This is a genomic window from Nonomuraea sp. NPDC051941, assembly GCF_044593615.1.
The window spans coordinates 1-24794 of sequence record NZ_JBIUCF010000018.1; the positions used below are offsets into that span (position 1 = coordinate 1).

The following is a 24794-nucleotide window of genomic DNA, read 5'->3' on the forward strand; positions in this document are numbered from 1 at the left end:
CGACGAAGGCGATGACCTCGCCGCGTTTGATCTCGATCGAGACCTCGCGCAGGGCGGGCGCCTCGGCGCCGGGGTAGGTGAAGGTGATGTCCGTGCCCGTGATGCGGTCGAAGCCGATCGGGGCCGCGGCCGGGCGGGGGGCGGTCAGGCGGCGCTCGGCGTCCTCGCAGAACTCGAGGAAGTCGGTGAAGTAGAGGCCCTGCTCGTAGAGGCGGTTGGTGGCGTACAGGAAACTGCTCAGCGAGCTCTGGCCCGATCTGATCGCCAGGACGGCGGTGCCCGCCACCGCCAGCGGGATCGCGGCCAGGGCCAGGAGCACGCCGAGGGCCACGTAGACGAGGGCGGTGCCCAGGCCGCCGAGGGCCTCGCCGACCAGGCGGGCGACGGTCTGGCGTCTGGCCAGTTGGAGCAGGACGTCCTGCTCGGCCCTGGCCACCGCGTCGTACATGCGCAGCAGGAAGCCGCGCATCGTGAACGAACGGACCTCGGCCGCGGCCTCTCGCTCGGCCAGCAACTCCGCGATGATCCACTTGCGGCGGCGGGCCGGGATGAGGCCGTACATGGTCGCGTAGCGCATGCGCGCGCTGCGGACCGCCGCCCAGGCGTCGGGCAGGACGGCGAGCAGCAGCAGCGGCAGGAGCACCGGGTGGAGCAGGCCGAGCACGCCGGCCGCGGCCGCGATGCCGACCGCGGCCGTGACCACGTCGATGGCCGACGACACCACGGAGTCGGCCACGCCCGCGCCCCGGCTCCTGGCGCGTTCCAGGGCGTCGTGGAACTCGGGGTCGTCGTAGGCCACGAGCTCCACCCGGCTGGTCAGCCCGTACAGGCGCTCCTCCGTCAGCCGGGTGATCTGCGGGTTGAGGCGCGACTCCGCCCAGCCCGCGCCCGCCTGAACGGTCGTGCGCAGCACGGCCGCGCCGCCGACCAGGGCGAGGCTGGGCAGCGCGGCCAGCACGCGATCGGGGGTCGGGCCCTCGCTGAAGAGGGCGCTGAGGACGCCGGTGGTCGCCAGCAGGCCGAAGGCCGTGAAGACGCCGCCGAGGAGGTTGAGCGTGATCGTGGCCAGGGTGTCGCGCGGGCTCGCGCCCCAGGCCATGCGCATCGCCTGTGTCACGAGCGACGGCAGCCGCCTGGCGATGGTCAGGAAACCGACCTCCGCCATCTTGTCGTTGTGAACATTCCAGGTGGGGGTGGCGATCTCGCCGAGTTCGAGAGGCTCATCCTGCATGCTCTGAGTATGCGTTCGGCCACTGACAGTTTTCATTCGGCTGTTCTCCGCGATGGCCGGGGCCCGCACGCCATATCACCGCGATAGGGGCAATCTGGTACCTCTCCCGGAGCCGGGGTGCGTGCATACCGTGGCGGCACCCCCAACTCCCGGAGGAGGCTCCGTGCCCAGACCCCTTCGTCTCGCGCTCTCCCTCTTACTCGGCCTCACGTTCCTGCTCGTCACCGCGCCCGCGCAGGCCGCGGCCCTGGTCAGGGTCGTCAGGTACGACGCGAGCAGGGCGGCCGAGTTCGTGTCCGTGGTGAACCAGGCGGCCCAGCTCTGGAACTCCAGCGTCGTCAACGTCCGGCTCGTCCAGGGAACGCCCGCCGACTTCGTCGTGTACGCCGACAACGGCTGGCCGCGCGCGCTGCCCACCAGCCTGGGCCGCGGCACGGTCTGGATCGGCCGGCAGGCCACCACGCAGGGCTACAACCCGCTGCGCATCTCCACCCACGAGATTGGCCACATCCTGGGCCTGCCCGACCGGCGCACCGGGCTGTGCTCCGACCTGATGTCGGGGTCGAGCGCGCCCGTGAGCTGCACCAACGCGAACCCCAGCGCCGCCGAGCGGGCCGAGGTCGACCGCAACTTCGCCGGCAGCACGCCGGCGGTCGAGTTCGACCGGCTGCACGTCGACCGCTGACCGTGACCGGGCGGCGGAGGGGCCGGGCGGCCCTTCCGTCACCCGCAGGCGTAGCCGGACGGCAGGCGGTTGTCGCCGTCGTCCCCATCGAGCCCTGTACGCGCACCACGTCGTACCCGGTCACCGTTCCTCGACACCGAGCGGGAGTGAGTCCCGCACAGCGGCACGCCCCGAACGGTCTTGGGCGCACTGGTCCCCCACGTACAACCCTGGGCGGCGACGCACGTCCCGCGTGCGGTCCCGATCCAGAGCGGCAGGCTCCCTGGCGACCTGGCCACACCGACGCGGCCAGAGGCAGCCGGGGAGGCCCCGGCCCATCGCTCCGGTGGAACGGAGGCCCCGAAAGCCGACACCGCACCAGTCGTGCCAGATCGCACACGCAACGTACACGCACCGTTTCAGACTGTCAACGCAAACACTCGCCCAAGCGACCTCATGTACACGGGAATGCCTTCCTCAAAGAACAGTTCCAAGCCCCACGTCGTCGCCGGAGGCGGCCCACGTCAGAGTGGCGGACGACGAGGTGACCGCGGAAGCGGCCGGAGTGCCGGGCGCGGTGGGCGGGGTGGAGTCCCCCTGCCCGTACGTCAGACCGAACCCGTACGGGAACAGCGGCGTCTTCCCGTCCCCGGAGTTGATCGGCTGCTGGGACGCGCTGCTCATCCAGGTCACCGGCAGCTTGCCGGTCGGCTGGACGGTCCCGAACAGCACGTCCGCCACGCCCTGCCCCTCGGTGCCCGGCAACCAGGCGGCGACCAGTGCGTTCCAGCCGGACAGCTGGGAGGCGACGTCGAGGGGGCGGCCCGAGACCAGCACCACGACGACCGGGACGCCGGACGCGCGCAGGTTCGCGATGGTGTTGAGGTCCACGGCGTCCAGGCCCAGGCTGCCGGGCCGGTCACCCTGGCCCTCGGCGTACGGCGGCTCGCCGACCACCGCGACGGCGACGCGGTAGGAGGAGTCGATGCCGGTGCCGTCCTGGCTGTAGGTGACGGTCGTGCCGGAGCCCGCGCCGTTCCTGATGCCCTGCAGGATGGTGGTGCCGGGGGTGATGTTGCCGGACGAGCCCTGCCAGGAGATCGTCCAGCCGCCGCTCTGGTAGCCGATGTTGTCCGCGCTCCGGCCCGCCACGAAGATCTTGCCGCTGCGGGCGAGCGGCAGCACGTTGCCCGCGTTCTTCAGCACGACCTGCGACTTGGCGACCGCCTCGCGGGCCAGCGCGCGGTGCGCGGCGCTGCCCACGGTCGAGGTGTACGAGCGGTCCGTCAGCGGCTTCTCGAACAGCCCGAGCTCGAACTTCTTGGTGAGGATGCGCCGTACCGCGTCGTCGACCCTGGCCGTGGTCACCCGGCCGGCCTGGACCTCGGCCCGCAGCAGGTCGATGAACTGGCGCCAGGCCGTGGGGACCATCACCATGTCGATGCCCGCGTTCACGGCGGTGCGCACGTCGAGCGCGGACGTGCCGGGGGCGCCGTCGATCTGGTCGATGCCGTTCCAGTCGGAGACCACGAACCCGGAGAAGCCCAGCTCACCCTTGAGCACCGTGGTGATCAGGTACTGCTGTCCGTGCAGCCTGGCGCCGTTCCAGCTGCTGAACGAGATCATCACCGAGCCGACCCCGCGCTCCACCGCGGCCCTGAACGGCGGCAGGTGGATCGCCCGCAGGTCGGCCTCGGACAGCCGGGTGTCGCCCTGGTCCACGCCGCCCGTGGTGCCGCCGTCGCCGACGTAGTGCTTGGCGGTGGCGAGCACGGACGCGGGGCCGTTCAACGCGGTGCCCTGCAGGCCCGTCACGATCGTGGCCATGGACGAGGGCAGCTCCGGCGTCTCGCCGAACGACTCGTACGTGCGGCCCCACCGGTCGTTGCGCGCCACGCACAGGCAGGGGGCGAAGTCCCAGTCGACGCCGGTGCCCGACACCTCCTCGGCCACCGCCCGGCCGATGCGCTCGACGAGGGCGGGGTCCCGGGTGGCGCCGACGCCGATGTTGTGCGGGAAGATCGTGGCGCCGGCGACGTTGTTGTGGCCGTGCACGGCGTCCGCCCCGTAGAGGATGGGGATGCGGAGCGGCGTGGCCAGGGCCGCGTTCTGGTATCCGTCGTACATGTCCGCCCAGGACGCGGCCGTGTTGGGCGACGGCGTGGAGCCGCCGCCCGACAGTACCGAGCCGAGCCGGTACGTGGTGACGTCGGAGTTGCCGACCGAGCCGCGTTCGGCCTGGGTCATCTGGCCGAGCTTCTCGTCCAGCGTCATCCTGGACATGAGGTCGGCCACCCGCGTGGGCACGGGGAGGCTGGGGTCCTGGTAGGGGGCGGCCGCATACCAGGACACGGCGGACGCCCGGGGAACGACCAGTCCGGCGGCGACGAGCAGCGGCACGGCCGCCCTGATCGCCCACTGTCTGCTGATCATGGCACGTCCAGAGGTTGTGGGCCGCATGTGGGAGCGCTCCCATGACTCTAGAACACGCCGGTGCCGCCGCCCAGGGCCCAGCCCGCACCCACAACCCCCAGCAGCGCAAACGAGGTGAAAGTTTCACCCCTGCTTACGGGCGAACGGCGGCGGCGCGGACGGGTCCTGGAGCGGGCCGCTGAGCTGGATGTTGGCGATCACCCAGCGCTCGCCCTGCTTGACGGCGACCAGGGTCAGCCGGAACGAGTCGTTGACCTCGTGCCCTCTGACCGAAGTCCGCTGCTCCTGCACGCCGCCCACGATCGCGGTGTCGCCGTGGAGGCGCACCTGCGGGTCGAGAATCTCGAAGTGGTGGTTCTTCAGGTCGCCCCGGTGCCGGCCCGCCCACTGCCGTTTGTCCAACTTGAACCCCACAGGACCGATTCCGGCGAAGTCGTCGCCGAGGAGGTCGTCGAAGGCGTCCGCGTCACCGTCGAACTCGGCCCGCGCCCAGCGGCGGACGAGGTCGAGCACCTGCTCCTGACTGTTCATGATCTGCCCCTCTCTTAACCGGGGAAAATCTCCCCATTTAAATCTGGCAGATACCGGCAACTGGCACAACCCCAACCGGGGAGTTTTCCCCCATATGCTGGTGAGTGTGATGACCAAGCCCATGCGGGCCGACGCGCGGCGCAACCTGGAGCAGATCCTGCTCGCCGCCCGCGACATGGTCGCCGAACGCGGCCCCGACGTCCCGCTCGACGACATCGCCCGGCGCGCCGGGGTCGGCAGCGCCACGCTCTACCGCCGCTTCCCCGACCGCGACGCCCTGCTCCGCGCGGTCGCGCTCGACGCCCTGACCAGGACGGCCGCCGCTGCCAGGGCGGCGGCCGAGGAGGAGCGCGACCCGTTCGAGGCGCTGGCGCGCTACCTGCGCGCGGCGCTCGAACTGCGCGTCTCGGCCGTGCTCCCGGCCCTGCTCGACGCGGTGGACCCGGCGAACGACCCGCTGCTGGCACCCGTGCGCGAGGAGTCCGCCCGCACCATACGCCGGATGATCTCCGACGCCCACGCGGCGGGCACGCTGCCGGAGGGTGTCACGTTCATGGACATCACGACCATGCTCGTACGGATCTCCCGCCCCATCCCCGGGCCGCTCCCGGACGAGGCCAAGCACGCGCTCGCCCGGCGCCACCTGGAGCTGTTCATCCACGGCCTCCGGGCGATGGGGGCGGCGTGAAACTTTCATCGCGGCTTTACCGCCTGTGAGACTGTGCAGATAATATCCAAAGGAAAGCGCTTTCCGACGACCCTTGGAGGCACCCGGCAGACGGAGAGCACTATGCCCTTCACCTCGTTACGCGCCCCACGCTGGACGGCCGTCCTCGTGGCGGCCGCGATCGCCGTACCGTCGATGCGGGCCGTTCCCGCGCAGGCGGTCGCCGCCGACGGACCGACCGGTTTCGCGGCTGTCAACGCCCTCGGCCAGAACGGCACCACCGGCGGCGCCGGCGGCAGGACCGTCACCGCCACGAACGCCACGCAGTTCCTCGAGTACATCGACAGCCTCGAACCCCTGGTCATCCAGGTGTCGGGCACGATCTCGATCACCAGCAAGCAGGGGGTGCGGCCCAACAAGACCATCGTCGGCGTCGGCACCACCGGCCACATCACCGGCGGCGGGCTGGACTTCTACCGCTCGTACAACGTGATCGTGCGCAACCTCCGCTTCACGAACGCCGAGGACGACGCGGTCAACATCGGCCAGCAGTCCCACCACATCTGGATCGACCACAACACGTTCTCCGGCGCGGTGGACGGGTCCGTGGACATCGTCAGGGGCGCCGACTACGTCACCGTCTCCTGGAACCACTTCGACCATTCCGACAAGTCCATGCTGATCAGCCACTCCGACGGCGCCGCCGGCACGGACGTCGGCCACCTCAAGGTGACCATCCACCACAACTTCTTCGACCACAGCCGCCAGCGGCATCCGCGCATCAGGTTCGGGGAGCCGGTGCACGTCTACAACAACTACTTCCTGGGCAACGAGCTGTACGGGGTGGCCTCCACCGAGAACGCCGGAGCCGTCGTCGAGGGCAACTACTTCGAGAACGTGGCGCACCCGCTCTACTCGGCGAGCGGGTACGGCGACAGCGGCCCCGGCCGGGCCGTCCAGCGCAACAACGTCTTCGTGAACTCGGGCACGCCCGAGAGCGCCGGATCCGTCGTCGAGCCTGGCACGTACTACGGCTACACGGTCGACCCGCCGCAGAACGTCCCGGCGGCGGTCCGGACAGGGGCGGGCTACGGCAAGATTCACCCACCGCGGTCCAACATCCAGATCTTGACTTCCTCCTCCTCGTAGACGAAGGGGAGTTCCCACGGTCACCCGTGGAAGTTCCTGTTTCACCGCCGGTCGCCCGCCCGAGAGGACTCTCGTTGAGGTCTTGCACCAGCTCCACAGGCGTTTTACTTGTCCGCCAGCCCGGCGGCCAAGAGGTTGCGGGCCGCGTTGACGTCCCGGTCGTGGATCGCGCCACAAGCGCAGGCCCATTCCCGGACGTTCAGCGGCATCTCGTCTTGCACGCTCCCGCACGCCGAGCACAGTCTCGAGGAGGGGAACCAGCGGTCCACTGCGACCACGGCCCGCCCATACCAGGCGGCCTTGTCCTCCAGCATCGAGCGGAGTTCCCGCCATGAGGCGTCGGAGATAGCACGGGCGAGCTTGCCGTTCTTGACCATGTTGCGGACTGTGAGGTCCTCGATCACGACCGTTTGGTTCTCGCGGACGAGTCGAGTGGTGAGCTTGTGCAGGAAATCCCGGCGGCGGTCGGCGATCCTGGCATGGATGCGGGCGACCTTGAGCCGGGCCTTGGCCCGGTTCGCGCTCCCCTTGGCCTTGCGGGCGAGCGCCCGCTGGGCCCTGGCCAGCTTGCGCCGGTCGCGGCGTTCGTGGCGGGGATTGACGATCTTCTCTCCGGTGGAGAGCGTGGCCAGGGCGGTGATGCCGGCATCCACCCCCACCGCCTGCTCCACTGGCGCGAGAGGATTGATCGTCTCTTCCACGAGCAGGGAGACGAACCACCGGCCCGCCGCGTCCCGGGAGACGGTGACCGTGGACGGATCGGCGCCCTCCGGCAGCGGACGCGACCAGCGAATGTCGAGCGGCGCGTCCATCTTCGCCAGCGTCAACCGGCCGTTGCGCCAGCGGAAGGCCGAGCGGGTGTACTCGGCCGAGGCCCGCGACTTCTTGCGCGATTTGAACGTCGGGTATTTGGCCCGCTTGGCGAAGAAGTTCGCGAACGCGGCCTGGAGGTGGCGAAGCGCCTGCTGCAACGGGACGGAGGAGACCTGCGAGAGGAAGTCGTATTCGCCGCTGCTTTTCCACGCGGTCAGGGCCGCCGACGACTCCACGTAGGAGACGCGACGCCCTTCGACGGTGTAGGCGCGGGTGCGCTCCTCCAGTGCCTTGTTGTAGACGAGACGGACGCAGCCGAACGTCCGGGCGAGCTCTTCAGCCTGCTCGGGGGTCGGGTAGAAGCGGTATCGGTAGGCCCGCTTCACGGTCTGCGCCACGGTTCACATTCTAGTACACGATCAGTCACGCATCGTGCACACGTTCGATCCCGCCACGCCATTCCCCTTCCTCTCCTTGCCCTGCCCGATTACACCGCTGACGGCGACAGCCTCGAGCCAGGCGGCGGAACGAGGACGTACCGACCGCGCACCGAGCCCGGCGGCGGGAGGGGCACCTCGGCGGTACAAGCACAACGGCGATGTGGGCACTACCTCAGCACGGACGCGGCCCGGCGGCTGCACCGGGCGTCATGAGGGCTGCGGCGGCGTTGCTCAACCCCCTTTCCTGACAAGATCCCGCCCTGTATGTTCGATCCGAAAGAAAGTTTCACCCATGGAGGAACGTTGGGCAAGAAGCTTCACATTCTGGCATTACCGATCGCCGCCGCGGCCCTGGCGCTGACGGCCGTTCCCGCGCAGGCGGCCGACGGCTATGACCGTTGCCCCACCAACTACTACTGCCTGTTCTCCGGCCTGGACGGCACCGGCGACATCGTCCAGATCCAGAGCAACACCCCCGACCTGGCCGCCCTCAACATGGCCGACCGTGCCAAGTCCGACTGGAACCGCACGGGATCGACCATCCACCTCTACTCGGAGGCGAACTACGGCGGTTGCTCGGCCGTGACCAGTGCCGGCGGGAAGGGCAACTTCTACACCCCGTTCCGCGACTTCTTCAACTCCGTCCGTTTCGACGGCCCGAACGGCCCGTCGTGCTTCCCCCCTGAGGGGGCGACCGTCAAGGCGGCACAGACCGACTCGCACGGCTGATCACGGCCTGAGCGCCGCCAGGAAGCGGTCGGCCTCCGCGGCGAGCCGCGGCAGGTCGGCCGCCGGGTCGGCGGAGCGGGCCAGCAGCATGCCGCCTTCGCACAACGCGCCGAAGACGAGCTGCGCACGCATGGAAAGGTCGCCGTTGGGGGGCTGTTCGGCTGCCGTGGCCAGGTGGAGGCCGGTGAGCAGGACCCGTAGCGTGTGGGCGTACTCGATCTCGCGGACCGTCTCCCACCCCAGCACCGACGGCGCGTCAAGAAGGACGATCTGCCGGAATCCCGGGTCGAGGCAGCGCTCGAGGAAGGTGCGGCAGCCGCGCCGCAGCGCCGCCCAGGGGTCGGGCTCCGACAGGGCCGCCAACTCCAGTGCGGCGGCGACCTCCTCCTGCTCCCCCACGAACGCCGCCCGAAATAGCGCGAGTTTTCCGTTGAAGTGATGGTAGGCCGCACCCTTGGTCACCCCGGCCTCTGCAGCCACCGCGTCGATCGACGTGAGCGCGTAACCATGGGCCCCGAACAGCTCCCGCGCGGCCCGCACCAGCCGCCCCGTCGTCTCGTCCGAACGCTCAGCCTGGGTACGGCGGATCATCGTGCTCCCATTGACTTACATACTCGCGGTACGTAACTTCGAAGAACAGTTACGTACCGCCAGTATGAAACATGGAGGTGAGTCGTGTCCCCCTCGTCCTCACCGCGCATCGCCGTCTACGGCGCCACCGGCCACACCGGGCGGCTGGTCGCGGCGGAGCTCAGCGCCCGCGGCAAGGAGGTCATCCTGGCCGGTCGCGACGACGGAGCGCTCAAGGCCCTGTCCGACGAGCTCGGCGGGGCGCCCGTGCACCAGGCCCCGCTGGACGACCCCGCCGCGTTACGCGCGCTCGCGGAGCAGGCGACCGTGCTGATCCACTGCGCGGGCCCGTTCACGCACGCCGGCAAGCCCGTCGCCACGGCGGCGGCCGAGGGCGGCTGCCACTACGTGGACCACGCCCTGGAGCAGCACCACACGAAGTGGATGTTCGACACGATGCAGGAGCCCGCGCGGAGAGCGGGCATCACCATGGTCACGGCGATGAGCTTCTACGGCGGGACGGGCGATCTGCTCGCCGCCGCCGTGGCCGACGGCCTGACGGACGTCGAACGGGTGATCGCCGCCTACGCGGTGTCCGGCTGGCGGCTGACCACGGGGGCGAAGCAGACCGCCGAGCTGCTGTTCGCCGACACGCGGCGCATCACCTACACCGACGGCGAGCAGCACGTCGGCTATGTCGAGCCGCGCAACGCCGTCTTCCCGTTCCCGCCGCCGCTCGGCCCGCGCACGATGATCGCCCCCGTCCCGTTCTCCGAGGTCGTCACGGTCCCCAGGCACGTACGCGCGCGAGTGGTCGAGGCGCAGCTCACGGCGGACACGTTCCAGGAGGAGCAGGTGTTCAGCAGCGAGGACGCGGACGCCGACACGCGGGCGAGCTCCGCGTTCACGGTCGCCGCGCAGGTGATCACCGCGGACGGCGGCAGGGCCGGGCAGGTCAGCGGGCGCGACCTGTGGCGCATGAGCGCGCTGACCTCGGTGGAGGCCGCCGTCCGCCTGGCCGCGGACCCGGGGAGCCCCGGCGTGTACGGCCCGGCCGAGGCGTTCCCGGCGAAGCCGTTCCTGCGCGACCTGGAGCGGCTCGGCCTGTTCACCCTCACCCTGCCGAAGAAGCCGGACAAGGAGGAGGAGCGATGATCCTGGTCACGGGCGCGGCCGGCGGCCCGCAGGGCTCGACCGGCCGGCACGTCACGAACCTGCTGCTGGAGCGCGGCGAGGCGGTGCGCGCCTTCGTGCACTCCGACGACCATCGGGCCGAGGAGCTGCGCAAGCTCGGGGCCGAGGTGGTGGTGGGCGACCTCAAGGAGATCACGTCGGTGCGGCCCGCCATGCGCGGGATCAGCAGGGCGTTCTTCACCTATCCGGTGACGGCGGGGCTGCTGGACGCGACCGGCGTGTTCGCCGCCGCGGCCAGGGAGGAGGGGGTGGCGCGTGTCGTCGAGGTGTCGCAGCTCGACGCGTCCCCCGGTGCCCTGACGCCGCGCATGCGCCGGCACTGGGTGGCGGAGCAGGTGTTCGACTGGGCCGGGGTGGGCGCGGTGCACCTGCGGGCCGCGGTCTTCTTCGAGAACCTGTCCGTCGCCGCCTCGGGCGGCACGCTGGCGCTCCCGCTGGGGCCGCGCGACACGCGGATCCCGCTGGTCGCGGGCGAGGACGTGGCCAGGGTCGCCGCCGGGCTGCTGCTCGACCCCGGACCCGCCGACCCGGTGTGCCTGGTGACGGGGCAGATGGCGACGATCGGCGAGGCGGCGGACGCGCTCGGGCTCTCGTACGCCGATCTGCCGCCCGAGGAGTGGGAGGCGCGGGCGCTGGGCGTCTACGGCGACCCGTACACGGTCGAGCATCTGACGCACCTGTGGGCGATCTTCCGCCTCATCGGCTCCGGCGACCACCCGCTGTACCGGGTCACCGAGAGCATCGCGCGCTACGGCGGCCGCCCGCCCATGACGCTGCACGAATGGGGAAACCCCCGGCCGAGGAGCGGCCGGGGGTTCCGTGCGGGCGGGGATCAGCCGGTGAAGCCGACCGCCGACCAGTCGTAGTACTTGTAGCCGCGAGCGCCGAAGTTGGCGATCGTCTTCTTCGTCGCCCAGATCTCCGGACGCTGGTACAGCGGGATGGTGTGCACCAGGTCCCAGATCATCTTGTCGGCGGCGTTCGCCAGCTCGTTCGCCTTGGTCTGATCCGTCTCGTTCCCCACGGCCTCGATGGCCTTGTCGAGCTCCGGGTCGTTGCTCTTGGGGAAGTTGCTCTCGGAGCCGGTCTTGTAGATCTGCGGCAGGCCACCGAGCGGCAGCGGCGTGCCGATCCACGTGAACGGCACCAGGTCGAAGTCGCCCTTGATGATGTAGTCGGTGAAGAACTTGTCGACGGGGACCGGGCGGACCGTGACCTTGACCCCGGCCTCCTTGAGCATGGCCTGCGTGAGCTCGCCCTCAGTCTTCGCGACGGGGGTGTCCGTCGGGATGACGAAGGTCAGGTCCAGCTCCTTGCCGTCCTTCTTGCGGTAGTCGCCCTCCTGCTTCCAACCGGCCGCGTCCAGCATTTGCTTGGCCTTGTCCAGGTTGTACTTGCCGATGTCGCCGGAGTTGTCGACGTAGGCCTTGTGGTTGTTCATGAAGACGTGGTTGCCGAGCGTCTGCAGCGGCCAGTCCATGTCCTTCAGGTCCGACTGCGTGATCACGTCACGGTTGATCGCGTACGCGACGGCCTGGCGGACGGACTTGTCCTTCAGGTTGGTGCTCTGGTTGTTGACCGTGATGTGCCGCCAGTTGGGGCTGAGCGCCTTGCGGATGTCCGAGTTGGGAACTTCCTTGGCGCGCTTCAGGTCGGCGGGGGCGCCGGCCGCGATGTCCGTGGCGTCGAGCTCGCCGTTGGCGAAAGCGTTCACCGCGGCGGAGGGGTCGCTGATCGTCCGGAAGATGAGCTTGTCGAGCTTGGTCTTCTTGCCCCACCACTTGTCGTCACGCACGAGGGTGAGCGTCTTGGTGCCCTCGTCGATCTTCTCGACCTTGAACGGACCCGCGGTGACCGGGATCTTCTGCTTGTAGTCGTTCTCGTACTTGTCCGCGTCGAGCATGTGCGCGGCGGGCAGAAGGTGGTTGGTGGCCCGGTTGAACAGGCCCTGCCATTCCAGGTACGGCTTGGCGAAGGTGACGACGGCGACCTTGTCGGAGTCACCCTTGGTAACCGACTCGATCTTGTCCCAACCGTCCGTGGAAGCCGGCTTGTACTTCTTGTCCTTACCGTTGTTGATCTTCCACGCGGCCTCGAGGTCCTTCCACGTGATCGGCGTGCCGTCCGACCAGTTGGCCTTGTCGTTGAGCGTGTAGGTCACGACCTGCTTGCCCGACGACATGTCGTTCTTCACGTCGGTCACGTAGTCCGGGTTCGGCGTGAAGTTGGCCTTGTCGTCGGACAACATCAGCTGCGGCATGAGCGGGTCGAGCATGTCCGCGGTGTCGGCCTGGTTGCCGTCGACGTGGTTGATGTTCCACTGGGTAGGCCACTGCCCGATGGGGAGGGTCAGCGTGCCGCCGTCCTTGACCTGGTCGTAGGCGACCGGGTTGATGGTGATCGACGGGGTCTCCGCCATCTGCTGCTGAGCCTGCTGCGACTGCTCGGCACTCGGCTTCTTGGCTGCACCGCCACCTCCGCCACAGGCCGCGACGGCCATGGCCAGGACCGCGATGCCCGCAGCCGCACGGTAACGAACCTTCACTTTTCCTCCTGATCGTCCGAGGCCGTGATGACCTCGATCTCCTCCGCGTAGTGGCAGGCGGCACCGTGGTCAACGGCGTTCGCGAGCCGAGCAACCGAGGGCTCTTCGTCCACACACCGCCGTCGCTCCGCCTCGCTGAGCAGGGCGAACTTGGGGCAGCGAGTACGGAACCGGCATCCCGATGGCGGGTCGGCCGGGCTGGGCAGGTCGCCTTCGAGCAGGATCCGCTTCCGGGTTCGCTCCATTTCGGGGTCCGGCAGCGGGATCGCCGACAGCAGTGCCTGCGTGTAGGGGTGGGCTGGATGGTCGTAGACGTTCTCGACCGTGCCGATCTCGGCGATCCTGCCGAGGTACATGACGGCGACCCGGTCGGCCAGGTGCCTGACCACCGCCAGGTCGTGGGCCACGAACAGGTACGACAGCCCCAGCCGGTTCTTCAGCTCCTCCAGCAGGTTGATCACACCGGCCTGGATGGAGACGTCGAGCGCCGACACCGGCTCGTCCAGCACCAGCAGCTTCGGCTCCAGCGCGAGCGCGCGGGCGATGCCGATGCGCTGGCGCTGACCGCCGGAGAACTGCTGGGGATAGCGGTCGGCGTGCTCCGGCGACAGCCCGACCAGTTGCAGCAGCTCGGCGACCCGGGCGTCCAGGTTCTTCCGGCCGTGCGCGCGCAGCGGCTCGGCGATGATGGCGCTGACCGGCATGCGCGGGTCCAGGGCGGCCATCGGGTCCTGGAAGACGATCTGCAGGTCGCGCCTGAGTGCCTTGCGCGCCCCGGAGTCGATCTTGGCGCTGTCCTTGCCGAGCACGACGACCCGCCCGCCCTGCGGCGGCTGGAGCTGCATGATCTGCTGGAGCGTGGTGGTCTTGCCGCAGCCGGACTCGCCGACCAGGGCCAGCGTCTCGCCCTCGGCGATGTCGAAGCTGATGCCGTCCACCGCGAACACGGTGCCGACACGGCGCTTGAAGACCGCGCCCTTCATCAGCGGGTAGTGCTTGATCATGTCGTCGAGTTCGAGCACCGTGTCTCGCTCGGCGCGCGGCACCCGGACCACGTCACTCGGCGGGATGACCGGCACGGGGAACACGTCGGCCCCGGTCAGGCCCTTGTGCTCGATCTCGTGCGAGCGGATGCACGCCACGTGGCGACCGCCGCCGAAGGGGGTCAGCGGCGGCTCCTCGTCGTCGCACATGTCCACCTTCATCGGGCAGCGCGGCGCGAAGGGGCAGCCCGGCGGCAGCGCCGACGGCGAGGGCGGGTTGCCCTCGATGGGCACGAGCGGCCCCTCCTCGCCGTCGACCCTGGGGATCGAGGCGAGCAGACCCATCGTGTACGGCATGCGCGGCCGGTAGTAGATGTCGTCCACCGGCCCCTGCTCGACCGGCTTGCCCGCGTACATGACCAGCACCCGGTCGGCCATGCCCGCGATGACGCCCAGGTCGTGGGTGATCATCACGATGCCGGCGCCCGTCTCGCGCTGCGCGGTCTTGAGCACCTCCAGCACCTGCGCCTGGATGGTCACGTCGAGCGCGGTCGTCGGCTCGTCACAGATCAGCAGGTCGGGGTCGTTGGCGATGGCCATGGCGATCATCGCCCGCTGCCGCATGCCGCCCGAGAACTCGTGCGGGAACGCCTTGGCCCGCAGGTTCGGGTTCGGGATGCCGACCAGGTCGAGCAGCTCGACGGCCCGCTTGGCGGCTTTGTCCTTACCCAGCTTCTGGTGGACGCGCACGGCCTCGGCGATCTGGTCGCCGATCGTGTAGACGGGCGTGAACGCCGACAGCGGATCCTGGAAGATCATGCTGATCGCCTTGCCGCGTACCTTGATCAGCTCGTTCTCGTCCATGCCGAGCAGCTCGCGGTCGTGCAGCTTGACCGAGCCGCTGACCGTGGCGTTGCGCGGCAACAGGCCCATGACCGCGAGCGAGGTCACGGACTTGCCGGAGCCGGACTCACCGACGATGCCGAGCACCTCGCCGCGCTCGACCTCGTAGCTGACGCCGCGCACGGCCTCGATGCCGCCGGGGAAGGTGACGGTGAGGTCCTTGACCTCCAAGATGCTCACGAGTTGCTCCCCGGGTCGAGTGCGTCACGCAGGCCGTCGCCGATCAGGTTCACGGCGAGCACCATGGCCACCAGCAGGCCGGCCGGGAAGACGAACAGCCATGGGTAACCGGTGGCGTTGCGCGAGCCCTCCGCGATCAGCGTGCCGAGCGAGACGTCCGGCGGCTGGATGCCGAAGCCGAAGAAGGACAGCGCCGCCTCGCCGATGATCGCGCCACTGACGTTGAGCGTCGCGTCGATGATCAGCAAGGAGGACAGGTTGGGGACGATGTGCCGGAAGATGATCTTCCAGCTCGGGATGCCCATGTAGACGGCGGCCAGGACGTACTCCCGCTCGCGGAGCGCGAGCGTCATGCTCCGCACCACCCGGGAGGTGATCATCCAGGAGAACGCGGCGAGCAGCACCACGAACCACAGCCAGGTGGCGTCCTTCAGCCTCGGCGAGACGATCGCGATGATCAGGAAGCTCGGGAGGACCAGCAGCAGGTCGACCCACCACATGAGCAGCCGGTCGATCCAGCCGCCGAAATATCCGGCGAACGCGCCCACGACCGCGGCGAGTCCGGTGGCGATCAGCGCGACCAGCAGGCCGATGACGATCGACTTCTGCATGCCGCGCAGCGTGACCGCGTACATGTCCTGGCCGATCGAGGTGGTGCCCCACCAGTGGTCGGCGTCGGGGGCCGACAGGAAGGCCATGAAGTCCTTGTCAGTCCAGTCGTACGAGCCGAAGTAGGGGCCGACGTACGCCAGCAGGACCAGCAGCAACAGGGCGACGATGCCGTAACGCGCCTGCTTGTTGCGGAACAGGCGCCGCAGGACGACTTTCGAACGCATCTCAGCTCACCCGCACCCGAGGATCGAGGGCCGCGACCAGCACGTCGGACAGGAACGCGGCGAACAGGACGCACACGGCGGTGAAGAAGGTCACCGCGGCGACGGAGTTGACGTCGTTCGAGTTGACCGACTCGACCAGCCAGGCGCCCATGCCGTGCCAGGCGAAGATCTTCTCGGTGAACGTGGCACCGACGAACATCGTGCCGAACGCGAAGGCGAAGTACGTGGCGGAGGGGATCAGCGCGGTGCGCAGCGCGTGCTTGGTGAGCGCGGTCCTGCGCCGCAGGCCCTTGGCCATCGCCGTGCGGACGAAGTCCTGACCCAGCACGTCGAGCATCATGTTGCGCTGGATGCGGCTGTAGAAGGCGACCGAGCCGAGGCTGAGCGAGATCGTGGGGAGGATCAGGTGGTTCAGCCGGTTGAGGAACAGGTCCCAGCCTGCCAGCTTCGGGTTGTACTCGCCGGTGTACTCGATCAGCGTGAACCCGAGCCCGTCGTTGAGGCTGTACGTCGCGATGGCCAGCACCGTGGCCAGCACGAACACCGGGATCGCCATGATCACGAAAGAGCTGACGCCTATTAACCGGTCGCTGAACTTGTACTGCTTCACCGCCGAGATCGCACCCAACGCCACCCCCACGGCGAAGCCCACCAGCGTGCCGATGAGCAGCAGCCGGAGGCTGACGAAGATCCGGCGGCCCATCTCGTCATTGACCGAGCCGCCGTTCCAGGTCTTGCCGAAGTCGCCCGTGATGACGCCCTTGGCCCAGGTCCCGTACCGCACGAGCACCGGGACCTTGTCGTTCATGTTGTAGGCGTCCAGCGTGGAGTCGATCACCGACTCGGCGATGGGAGGTTGGCGGGCCTGATACGCGGCTCGCGGGTTCATGGTGGTGGCCGCGAGCATGTACGCGAGACTCGCCGCGATGGCGACCAAGACCACATTTATTGCCAACCTGCGGAGCAGGTACTTGCCCATTACTCTCCGTTCGCGCTGACGGGGGGCGCGCACATCCGGGCCGGAGTGGCGTCCCCGCAACGAAAACCCGTCTCGCGGTGCAAAAACCACTTGCCACGAGATGGCGATCAACGCGCAGAATATAAGCAAAGATGTAACAGTCAGAAACCGTCCGACATAACGGTAAGGTCACTCGCAATAGATCGACATGACCGGAACGGTCACTTACCACACCCCATCTGACCTGCGGAAACGTCCCAATTTAGGCCGATTTTTCGGGATCCATCCGGGGGGTTGTGTCACGAAACCCGGACATAAATTGGCGACTACGCAAAGTGATCCACTTCACGTTGATCTCATCGTCAAGTGAGTTCGGACACCACCTTGACGACACCCCCCGCACCCCCACTCGGGTGCTCCCCCGGCCCTCCGCCGCCGGCACCCCACCGACGAAGGCCCGTACGAGGCATGTCGCACCCGGTCAGCGAGGGGGCACCACCGTCCCACGGCCCGCGAAAAACCGGCCCGGGGCACCGGAAAAGGTCACCGTGGGCACCGGTTTACTCACCGAGAGAATTCGCAGTGCTGTGTCGAGTTGACGCTCTTTACAGCACCCCGGTCGCGAGGGATCATCTCTCTAGAGAGCTTGAGTCTGATTAGGCTGGACAGCCGGTTAGAGGGGCCTCTTGTCGGAAATTGTTGACCACGACCCCATTATCTCCCTCGCCTCTCCCGAACTCCTTGCCGACCCCTATCCCTGGTACGAAATCCTCCGCCGGGAACGACCCGCCTTTTTCTACGACCGACTTAACTCATGGATTTTCAGCCGGTACGACGATTGCGTCTCCGTGCTGAAGGACAGCGCGAACTTCGCCGCCGACTGGCGCCGCGTCGGTGAGACGATGCCGCCGCGGGCGATCAACATGCTGACCCTGGACCCGCCGGAGCACACCGTGGTCCGCCGGTTCTTCATGGAGGCGCTGCGCGAGCAGGACCACCCGGCCCTGGAGCAGATGATCGCGCAGCACACGACCGAGCTGCTGGCCGGTCTCGCACGCCGCCCGTCGTTCGAGTTCCTCACGGAATTCGCCGAACCGCTGGCGCTGTCGACGACCTCCGCGTATCTGGGCGTGCCGATGCCGGATCCGGCCTGGGCCAGCGGGGCCGCCCGGGACATCGTCGCGGGGATGGACGCCGGGCTGTGGCCCGAGCGGGCGCGGCCCGTAATGGCCGCGCAGGAAGAGCTGGCCGTGCTGGTCGAGGGCTGGCTCGCCGATCCGCCGCCCTCCGGCGTCGTCGGCGCCATCGCGCGGCGGGCGGCCGGCAGCGGCGTGGCCCCGGACATCGTCGCCAACACCGTGCGGGGGCTGCTGTTCAGCGGCTACAGCTCCGGCAGCAAGCTGCTCGGGTTGGTGGCGATCGCCCTGCTGCACCAGCGGGCCGGCGAGCTGGAGCGGTTCGGCGAGGCCGACACCGCACGCGCGGTGGACGAGCTGGTCCGCTACGCCTCCCCGATCCAGGCGGTAGCCCGCGCGTGCGTGCGCGACACCGAGGTGGGCGGGACCACGGTGCGCGCGGGGCAGGCTGTCACGCTGTTCCTCGGCGCGGCGAACCGGGACCCCGCGCGGTTCCCCGACCCGGACACGGTGCGGCTGGACCGGCATCCCAATCCGCATCTCGGCTTCGGCCGGGGCCCGAAGTCCTGCCTCGGCTCCCCCTTTACAGCCATCTTCACCCGGGTGGTGCTCCGCGTCCTCGCGGAGCGTTATCCGGGCATCAGGGCGCTCGGCGCGCCGACGTATTTCCCGAACCTGACCGCCCGCAGCATTGCGCGTTTCGACGTTGCCCTTCGGTGAAGGAGGTTTACGTGCTGAAGGTCGTCGGAGCATCGTTCGGGCGGACCGGGACCTCTTCGGTCCGATTAGCGCTGGAGACCCTCGGATTCGGCCCCTGCCATTACATGAAAGAGCTTTTCGCCGCCCCCGCGCATGCCCGGGAATGGCTCCGCGTCGCCGACGGCGGAAAACCCGACTGGAAACGGCTGCTCAATGGTTTCACCTCGACGATCGCCTGGCCGGCGGCATTCTACTGGCGGGAGCTGGCCGCCGCCTTTCCCGAGGCGAAGGTCCTGCTGATCGTGCGGGATCCGGCCTCGTGGTACGCCAGCATGAGCCGCACCCTGTACCGCACCAGGCCCGCCGGCCAGGACACGGCCGTCCGGGACCAGGTCATCGAGAAGATCGTCTGGCAGGGGACGTTCTCCGGGCGGTTCGAGGACCGCGACCACGCCATGGGCGTCTACCGGGCCCATCTGGACGAGGTTCGCGCGGCCGTGCCGTCCGGACGGCTCGTCGAGGTCGAGCCGTCGCATGGCTGGGAGCCGCTCTGCGCGGCCCTGGGAGTCGACGTGCCGGACCAGCCCTTCCCCGTGGCGAACACCACTGGCGACTATCTGCGCCGCGCCGAGCAGGCCGGGGTGCTCCCGCCACGATGAAAAAGGACAGGTAAGTGGCGCTCACCGTTTCATCCACCGCCGACCCGTACGGAGTGGTGGCAGCGCATTGGGACCACCTGCACGTGGGCCCGCGATCAGCCGCGCTGGTCTCCTTCTTCGCCGACCTGGCCCCGCCCGGCGGGCACGCGCTGGAGATCGGCCCGGGTACCGGCCGGATGACCCTGGCGGTGGCCGGGCGCGCGGCGAGCGTGCACTGCCTGGAGCCCTCCCCCGGGATGCGGGCGGTGCTCATGACCAAGCTGGCCGCGCGGCCGGACCTGCGGGACCGGGTGACCGTGCTCGCCGGCGCCGCGCCGGACTTCCCTCTCGACCGGCGCTTCGACTACGTCTACCTGGCCGCCGTGCTGCAGGACGTGCCGCCGCAGGCGCGCCGGCCGCTCTTCGCCGGCCTGGCCGAGCACCTCGCGCCGGGTGGCGTGCTGGTCATGGACATGCTGACGGACGAGGCCGTACCCGACCATCCCGAGCGTGAGATGCGCGGCGCGCACCAGGGAGAGTGCCGCTACACCCTGTCGTCGGCCGTCCGGCCGCTCGGCCCCGACCTGGCCGGAGTGCGGCGCGTCTACCGCACCTACCATCGCGACACCCTGGTGGCCACCGAGACCGTGGAATGCGACTACCACCTCCATCGGCCCGCCGACGTGCTCGCCGACCTGCGCGCGGCCGGCCTGACCGCCGTGGGCGGCTCGGCCGTCGCCGACGAGGTGACCCCGCTCGACGACAAGGGCACGCTGATCGCCCGGCTCTGAGCTCGAGGCCCACCGTGGACGTCCCGCGGCCACCTGCCAGGTTGCCGGGCGCCGTTCGGGCCTCGGAACCGTCCGCCGGACCTCGGCGGACGGCAGCGGCGAGTCAAGGAGGTGCGCCATGCGGTACTGGTACTGATCACTCACACCGTGGCCTGATCCTGCGCGATCAGGCCACGGCCTGGCCCGGGCAACGACACGAACGGGGGTCATCCGATGCTCCAGTCCCACGACACCGAGGTGCTGGTCGTCGGGGGCGGCCTGACCGGGCTGTCCTGCGCGCTGTTCCTGGCCCGGCACGGCGTACGGTGCACGCTCGTCGAGCGCCACCCCGACCTGCTGAGCCACCCCAGGCAGCGCAGCCTGGTCCCGCGCCTCATGGAGATCTACCGGCAGGTCGGTCTGGAGTCCCGGATCCGGGAGAACCGGGTAGATTTCGCGAGCTCCGCGGAATACGTGGCCATCCGCGCGGAGACGCTGGCCGGCGCCCGGCACCTCCCCGTGGACCAGCAGGACGACGCCGCGCGAACCGCCGCCTTCAGCCCCTGCTCGGGCACCCCCATCGATCAGAACCGGGTGGAGGATCTGCTGCGGACCCGGGCGCGTGAGCTCGGCGCGCGGATCAGGTTCGGCACCGAGGTACGCGGCCTCACCCAGCACGAGGACGGGGTGGAGGCGCACCTGCGCGATCTCGACGGCACCGGGCATCGGCTCCTGGCCCGATATGTCGTCGCGGCCGACGGCGGGCGCAGCTCGATCCGGGACGGGCTCGGCATCCCGATGGAAGGGCCGGTCGACTTCTTCCGCCTGCTGACGCTCATGGTCGAGGCCGACCTCCGTCCCGCGCTGGCCGGGCGTACCGTGCACATGGCCTTCCTCGAACGGCCCCGGCCGCGGACGTACCTGATGGCGCTGGACCGGACCGGTCAGCGGTGGGTCTTCGGCACCACGGACGATCCGGACGGCGCAGAGCCGGACGAGGACGAATGCGTCGAGCTGGTACGCGCCGCCGCCGGCCTGCCGGAGGCACGGGTGACGCTCCGGCCGCAGATACCCGGCACCGCCAGGACCGTCCTGCGCTTCGAGGTCGGCGCGGCCGTGGCGGCCGCCTACCGGAAGGGGCGGGTGTTCCTGATCGGCGACGCGGCGCACCTGATGCCGCCGACCGGGGGATTCGGCGGTGTCGTGGGCGTGGAGGACGCGCACAACCTGGCCTGGAAGCTGGCCGCCGTCGTCCATGGTCACGCCGGGGAGCGGCTGCTCGACACGTACGCGGACGAGCGCCGCCCGGTCGCGGAGTTCGCCCTGCGGCAGGCGCTCGCGCGCTACCGGTCCCGCCTGGAACGGCTACCCGCGACCGATGAGGTGCCGGTGGACCGCTCGACCGTGATGATGGGGCACCGCTACCGGTCGACGGCGGTGATCGGCGGCGCGAGCGGAGTGACCGCGCCGGTGGAGGTCTCCGGCCTGTGCGGAGAGCCCGGCACCAGGGCTCCGCACCTCCCGCTCGCCGGCTCCGGCGAGGGATCCACTATCGACCTGTACGGTGACCGTTTCGTCCTGCTGAGCGGCCACGACGGCCAGGACTGGGTGACGGCGGCGGGGAAGCTGCCCATGCCGGTGACCGCCCGGCGGCTGGAGACCGACGGCGCGGCGGCTCGGCACGGCCTCGGGCCGAGAGGGGCGGTGCTGGTGCGGCCGGACGGGTTCGTGGCCTGGCGAAGCCCAGGACCGGCCGCGGATCCCGCCGCGGAACTGCTCGCGGCGCTCACCGCCATCCTGTCCGCGCCACCCCCGGCATAGGCACGGCATGATCACGGCATCCACTTGCCGCCCGCGACGTCGATCGTGAGCCCGGTGAGCCAGGACGAGGCGTCGGAGGCGAGGAAGGCCGTCACGTTCGCGACGTCGAGCGGGGTGCCGAGCCGCCCGAGCGGGTGCTCGGCCAGCATGCGCTCCTGGTACTCCTGCGGCATGCGCTCCGCCAGCCGGTCCGTCATGATCGTCGAAGGCGCGATCGAGTTGACCCGGATGCCGGTGGGGCCGAGCTCGTGCGCCAGTTGCCTGGTCAGCGCGATGATCCCGGCCTTGGCCACCGTGTAGGCCACGGAGGCGGAGGTCGCGGTACGGGCCGCCAGCGACGACATCGTGATGATGGACCCGCTGCGCCGCTCTCTCATGCGCGGCAGGAAACCCTTGATCACCAGGAACGTCGAGGTGAGGTTGGCGTGCAGGGTGGCGTGCCAGTCCTCCTCGCTCGTCTGGTCGATCGGCCGCGGGATCCCGGTCCCGCCACCGGCGAAGATCGCCAGCACGTCCACGGGTCCGATCCTGCGCTCGACCTCCACCCGCATCTCCTCGACGGCGGCGAAGTCGGTGGTGTCGGCGGCGACGCCGAGCGCCCCGCCGCCGATGCTCTTCACGGCCGCCTCGATCGCGGCGGGGTCGCGCCCGTTCACGACGACCCGCATGCCCTGCTCGGCCAGCACCCGGGCGGTCTCCCGCCCGATCCCCCCGGAGCCGCCGGTGACCAGCGCTACCTTGCCCTGCAGATCCGGATACATCATGACTTCCACTCCCTCGCCAACTCGCGGGTTCCCTTGCGAGTCAACGTTGCCCTGTGCAGGGAGCTCGGTACATCAGGCGCGAGGGGCGTTTCCCGCTGCGCCCGTGGGCGTGTGCCAGGGCGCGGTCCGTACTCCGTAGGTCGTACGCGAGGTATGTCAGGGCGGCGGCGTGGAGCACGCAGTCGTCACAGCACCGGTGTGACGTCGGTGTGAACGAAGTCGTCGCCCTTGAAGAGCAGTGGCTCATGACAATCTCTTGCCAGCGCGTAGGAGAAGCAGTCGCCGTAATTCAGCCCAGCTTTGTGCCCACTCCCCCTGCCATAGTCCCAGTAAGCCCGGCGGGCGATGCGTGCCTGCTGCACTGTGACAGGCATGATTTCGACCTTCATCCTGCTCAGGAAATCGTCCAGGAGTCGGGAAGCGGCCGGATCGCGCGTACGCTCGACCACGGCGGCTACCTCCAGATACGTCGCGGCCGACATGCGGCGCAACACGGCATCTCGGATTGCTTCAGTAAAGGCGGCGGCATCCGGCTCTCCCTTGAGGATCGCGACGATCGCGCTGGTGTCAATGATCACGCGGGGAGCCCCGTCTCGGAGTCATACAGGAAGTCGGTGGACAGGTCCGCATCACCCAATCTCGAGCGGATCTTCGCGGCGAGCGCGAGCAGTTCTTCCGCCATCGTGGCGTCTTCTTCCTCCAGACGCTTGGCAAGCAGACGCTCGCGCCGCTCGCGCAGGGCGGAGATGACGGCGGCGGTCTTGCTCTCTCCCGTGAGCGCGCCGATCTCCGCTGCCAGCCGTTCGGCCTCGGGATTTTTGATGTTCAAGCTCACGACGCCTCCTTCTACCCTGTCCTTACTCAGATTCTACCCTTTCTCCCCTGGGCCTTCAGCTGCGACGGCCAGGAAGTAGTCGTCACCGCCCACCTGGCCGCCCTTCAGCGCCACTTCGAGCCCGTCGTATGCAGGATCGTCCGAGTTCAGCACGCATACCGGGGCGCCAGGGGCCAGCGCGGCGACCACGTCCAGGGAGCGGGCGCCGAGCGCGGCCACGACCTGGCCCGAGGTGTCGCCGCCCGCCACCACCAGCCGCCCGACCAGCCCGGCGCGGACGGCCACCGAGGCGATCCGCCCGAGGAGGTCCCCGATAGCCGCCGGGTCCCGGGCCGGGCCGCGGGTCGACTGGACGATCGTGTGGCGCCCCTCCCCCAGGCTCTCCGCCACCTCGGCGAGGAGCCCCGCGAAGGAGCCTGTCGCGCCTCGAAGCCCGCTGAAGGCGTCCAGCACGCGCCACCCCGCCCGCTCGGCCGCGTCGATCTGACGGGCGGTGATCGGAGAGCGGCTGCCCGACACGACCAGCACGGGGGTGGCGGGGCCGAGCGGCTCGGGCTCCCGCCGCCGCCCCGCACCGGCCGCCGCCACGTGGGCGGAGGCGAGGGCGTGGCTCAGGCCGCCGGAGCCGACGCAGTACAGCGGCCCGTCCCGGCTTCCCGCGTCGGCGAGCAGGAGGCGGCCGAGCGCGCGGACGTGCTCCTCGGTCTGGGCGTCCGCCACGAAGGCCGCGTCCTCCCCCAGCGCCCGGTACGCCTCCTCCGACGGCGCGGGTGACGCGGGCAGCCAGCCGACCCGCCCCGCGCCCTGCTCGGCCAGGCGGATCCGGAGGTCCGACTCCGAGGCGGGGGTGACCGGGTGGTCGCGCATCGGCGGGTAGCGGTCGAGCCGGTGGACCTCGGCGCCCGAGCGTACGAAGTGGTTCGCGAACCACGTGTAACGCCCCAGCTCCGGCTGGGCGGCGAGCACCGGGACCGGGCCCCGCGCCAGCCCTTCGCGGTGGAGGGCCGCGATGACCGCCCCGATGCTCCCGTGCGCGGGCGAGGAGTCGAACGTCGAGCAGACCTTGTACTGGATGACCAGCGGCCGCAGCGCCGCCACGGCCTTGAGCACGGGCAGCACCACCGGCACCGGGTCCGCGGAAGCCCGGGCGGTGGTGGCGATCCCGATGACGTCGTACGCGTCGTGCAGGCGGCCGGCGTCGGTGACCAGGGAGCCGGTCAACCCCAACCGCCTGAACTGCCACAACGCGTCGGTCGCCCCCGTGAAGTCGTCCGCGACGAAGGCGAACGACGTCACGTCCGCCTC

22 protein-coding genes and 1 pseudogene are annotated in these 24794 nt (G+C 69.7%); 10 read left to right on the plus strand and 13 right to left on the minus strand.

What is annotated here, in order from left to right; genetic code table 11:
• On the minus strand, nt 1-1231 hold a 1231-nt coding region (locus tag ACIHFD_RS28540), incomplete at its 3' end, for an ABC transporter ATP-binding protein (RefSeq protein ID WP_397369466.1).
• A 163-nt stretch (nt 1232-1394) separates the two neighbouring features.
• Between ACIHFD_RS28540 and ACIHFD_RS28545 the strand changes: the two genes are divergently transcribed.
• The gene (locus tag ACIHFD_RS28545; protein WP_397369467.1) at nt 1395-1916 is read left to right on the plus strand and encodes a snapalysin family zinc-dependent metalloprotease; all 522 of its coding nucleotides are present in this window, start codon (nt 1395-1397) and stop codon (nt 1914-1916) included.
• A gap of 456 nt (nt 1917-2372) precedes the next feature.
• On the opposite strand, the gene ACIHFD_RS28550 is transcribed toward ACIHFD_RS28545, so the two are convergent.
• Both ACIHFD_RS28550 and ACIHFD_RS28555 read right to left on the minus strand, forming a co-directional pair.
• Nucleotides 2373-4328, minus strand: coding sequence for a glycoside hydrolase family 3 protein (locus tag ACIHFD_RS28550; protein ID WP_397369468.1), 1956 nt, complete (start codon nt 4326-4328; stop codon nt 2373-2375).
• Between the two features lie 123 nt (nt 4329-4451).
• Entirely contained in the window at nt 4452-4859 is a 408-nt protein-coding gene (locus ACIHFD_RS28555; protein WP_397369470.1) for a nuclear transport factor 2 family protein, read from the minus strand.
• Nucleotides 4860-4968: 109 nt separating this feature from the next.
• Here ACIHFD_RS28555 and ACIHFD_RS28560 point away from each other — a divergent pair, with 109 nt between their 5' ends.
• Together ACIHFD_RS28560 and ACIHFD_RS28565 are read left to right on the plus strand one after the other, a co-directional pair.
• Complete coding sequence (locus ACIHFD_RS28560) at nt 4969-5547, plus strand: TetR/AcrR family transcriptional regulator (RefSeq protein WP_397369664.1); 579 nt, start codon at nt 4969-4971, stop codon at nt 5545-5547.
• Nucleotides 5548-5649: 102 nt separating this feature from the next.
• On the plus strand, nt 5650-6675 hold the full coding sequence (locus tag ACIHFD_RS28565) for a polysaccharide lyase family 1 protein (RefSeq protein WP_397369471.1): 1026 nt from the start codon (nt 5650-5652) through the stop codon (nt 6673-6675).
• Nucleotides 6676-6681: 6 nt separating this feature from the next.
• Here ACIHFD_RS28565 and ACIHFD_RS28570 read toward each other — a convergent pair.
• Nucleotides 6682-7886 (minus strand): annotated as a pseudogene (locus ACIHFD_RS28570) (RNA-guided endonuclease InsQ/TnpB family protein); the annotation flags it as partial.
• Nucleotides 7887-8231: 345 nt separating this feature from the next.
• On the opposite strand from ACIHFD_RS28570, the gene ACIHFD_RS28575 reads away from it, so the two are divergent.
• The gene (locus ACIHFD_RS28575; RefSeq protein ID WP_350733751.1) at nt 8232-8657 is read left to right on the plus strand and encodes a peptidase inhibitor family I36 protein; all 426 of its coding nucleotides are present in this window, start codon (nt 8232-8234) and stop codon (nt 8655-8657) included.
• On the opposite strand, the gene ACIHFD_RS28580 is transcribed toward ACIHFD_RS28575, so the two are convergent.
• On the minus strand, nt 8658-9248 hold the full coding sequence (locus tag ACIHFD_RS28580; protein WP_397369472.1) for a TetR/AcrR family transcriptional regulator: 591 nt from the start codon (nt 9246-9248) through the stop codon (nt 8658-8660).
• Between the two features lie 84 nt (nt 9249-9332).
• Here ACIHFD_RS28580 and ACIHFD_RS28585 point away from each other — a divergent pair, with 84 nt between their 5' ends.
• Both ACIHFD_RS28585 and ACIHFD_RS28590 read left to right on the plus strand, forming a co-directional pair.
• Nucleotides 9333-10382 carry a saccharopine dehydrogenase NADP-binding domain-containing protein gene (locus ACIHFD_RS28585; protein WP_397369473.1) on the plus strand — a complete coding sequence of 350 codons (1050 nt, stop codon included), beginning with the start codon at nt 9333-9335 and terminating at the stop codon, nt 10380-10382.
• Nucleotides 10379-11287: an NAD(P)H-binding protein gene (locus ACIHFD_RS28590; protein WP_397369475.1), complete on the plus strand. Its 909-nt coding sequence runs from the start codon at nt 10379-10381 to the stop codon at nt 11285-11287. Before ACIHFD_RS28585 ends, ACIHFD_RS28590 begins: the two co-directional genes overlap by 4 nt.
• On the opposite strand, the gene ACIHFD_RS28595 is transcribed toward ACIHFD_RS28590, so the two are convergent.
• From ACIHFD_RS28595 to ACIHFD_RS28610, 4 genes are read right to left on the minus strand one after another with little or no spacing between them, the layout of a single operon-like run.
• A complete protein-coding gene (locus tag ACIHFD_RS28595; protein ID WP_397369476.1) occupies nt 11254-12966 on the minus strand; it encodes an ABC transporter family substrate-binding protein in 1713 nt (570 codons plus the stop codon). The two genes, ACIHFD_RS28590 and ACIHFD_RS28595, sit on opposite strands and share 34 nt — an antisense overlap.
• Nucleotides 12963-15032, minus strand: a complete 2070-nt coding sequence (locus ACIHFD_RS28600; protein WP_397369477.1) for a dipeptide ABC transporter ATP-binding protein — start codon at nt 15030-15032, stop codon at nt 12963-12965. Before ACIHFD_RS28600 ends, ACIHFD_RS28595 begins: the two co-directional genes overlap by 4 nt.
• The gene (locus ACIHFD_RS28605; protein WP_397369478.1) at nt 15029-15868 is read right to left on the minus strand and encodes an ABC transporter permease; all 840 of its coding nucleotides are present in this window, start codon (nt 15866-15868) and stop codon (nt 15029-15031) included. The genes ACIHFD_RS28600 and ACIHFD_RS28605 overlap by 4 nt, the downstream gene beginning before the upstream one ends.
• A 1-nt stretch (nt 15869) precedes the next feature.
• Entirely contained in the window at nt 15870-16847 is a 978-nt protein-coding gene (locus ACIHFD_RS28610; RefSeq protein ID WP_397369479.1) for an ABC transporter permease, read from the minus strand.
• Between the two features lie 827 nt (nt 16848-17674).
• On the opposite strand from ACIHFD_RS28610, the gene ACIHFD_RS28615 reads away from it, so the two are divergent.
• From ACIHFD_RS28615 to ACIHFD_RS28630, 4 genes are all read left to right on the plus strand, one after another.
• Entirely contained in the window at nt 17675-18682 is a 1008-nt protein-coding gene (locus ACIHFD_RS28615) for a cytochrome P450 (protein WP_397369480.1), read from the plus strand.
• 11 nt (nt 18683-18693) lie between these two features.
• Nucleotides 18694-19320, plus strand: a complete 627-nt coding sequence (locus tag ACIHFD_RS28620) for a sulfotransferase family protein (RefSeq protein ID WP_397369481.1) — start codon at nt 18694-18696, stop codon at nt 19318-19320.
• Between the two features lie 14 nt (nt 19321-19334).
• A complete protein-coding gene (locus ACIHFD_RS28625) occupies nt 19335-20090 on the plus strand; it encodes a class I SAM-dependent methyltransferase (protein WP_397369482.1) in 756 nt (251 codons plus the stop codon).
• A gap of 213 nt (nt 20091-20303) precedes the next feature.
• Nucleotides 20304-21890, plus strand: coding sequence for an FAD-dependent oxidoreductase (locus ACIHFD_RS28630; protein WP_397369483.1), 1587 nt, complete (start codon nt 20304-20306; stop codon nt 21888-21890).
• Between the two features lie 11 nt (nt 21891-21901).
• On the opposite strand, the gene ACIHFD_RS28635 is transcribed toward ACIHFD_RS28630, so the two are convergent.
• From ACIHFD_RS28635 to ACIHFD_RS28650, 4 genes are all read right to left on the minus strand, one after another.
• Nucleotides 21902-22654, minus strand: a complete 753-nt coding sequence (locus ACIHFD_RS28635) for an SDR family NAD(P)-dependent oxidoreductase (protein WP_397369484.1) — start codon at nt 22652-22654, stop codon at nt 21902-21904.
• Between the two features lie 185 nt (nt 22655-22839).
• A complete protein-coding gene (locus ACIHFD_RS28640) occupies nt 22840-23232 on the minus strand; it encodes a type II toxin-antitoxin system VapC family toxin (protein WP_355201028.1) in 393 nt (130 codons plus the stop codon).
• Nucleotides 23229-23489: a type II toxin-antitoxin system VapB family antitoxin gene (locus tag ACIHFD_RS28645; RefSeq protein ID WP_350733771.1), complete on the minus strand. Its 261-nt coding sequence runs from the start codon at nt 23487-23489 to the stop codon at nt 23229-23231. Before ACIHFD_RS28645 ends, ACIHFD_RS28640 begins: the two co-directional genes overlap by 4 nt.
• 33 nt (nt 23490-23522) lie before the next feature.
• Nucleotides 23523-24785 (minus strand): four-carbon acid sugar kinase family protein, encoded by a 1263-nt coding sequence (locus ACIHFD_RS28650; RefSeq protein ID WP_397369485.1) that lies wholly within the window; start codon nt 24783-24785, stop codon nt 23523-23525.
• Nucleotides 24786-24794 lie beyond the last annotated feature (9 nt).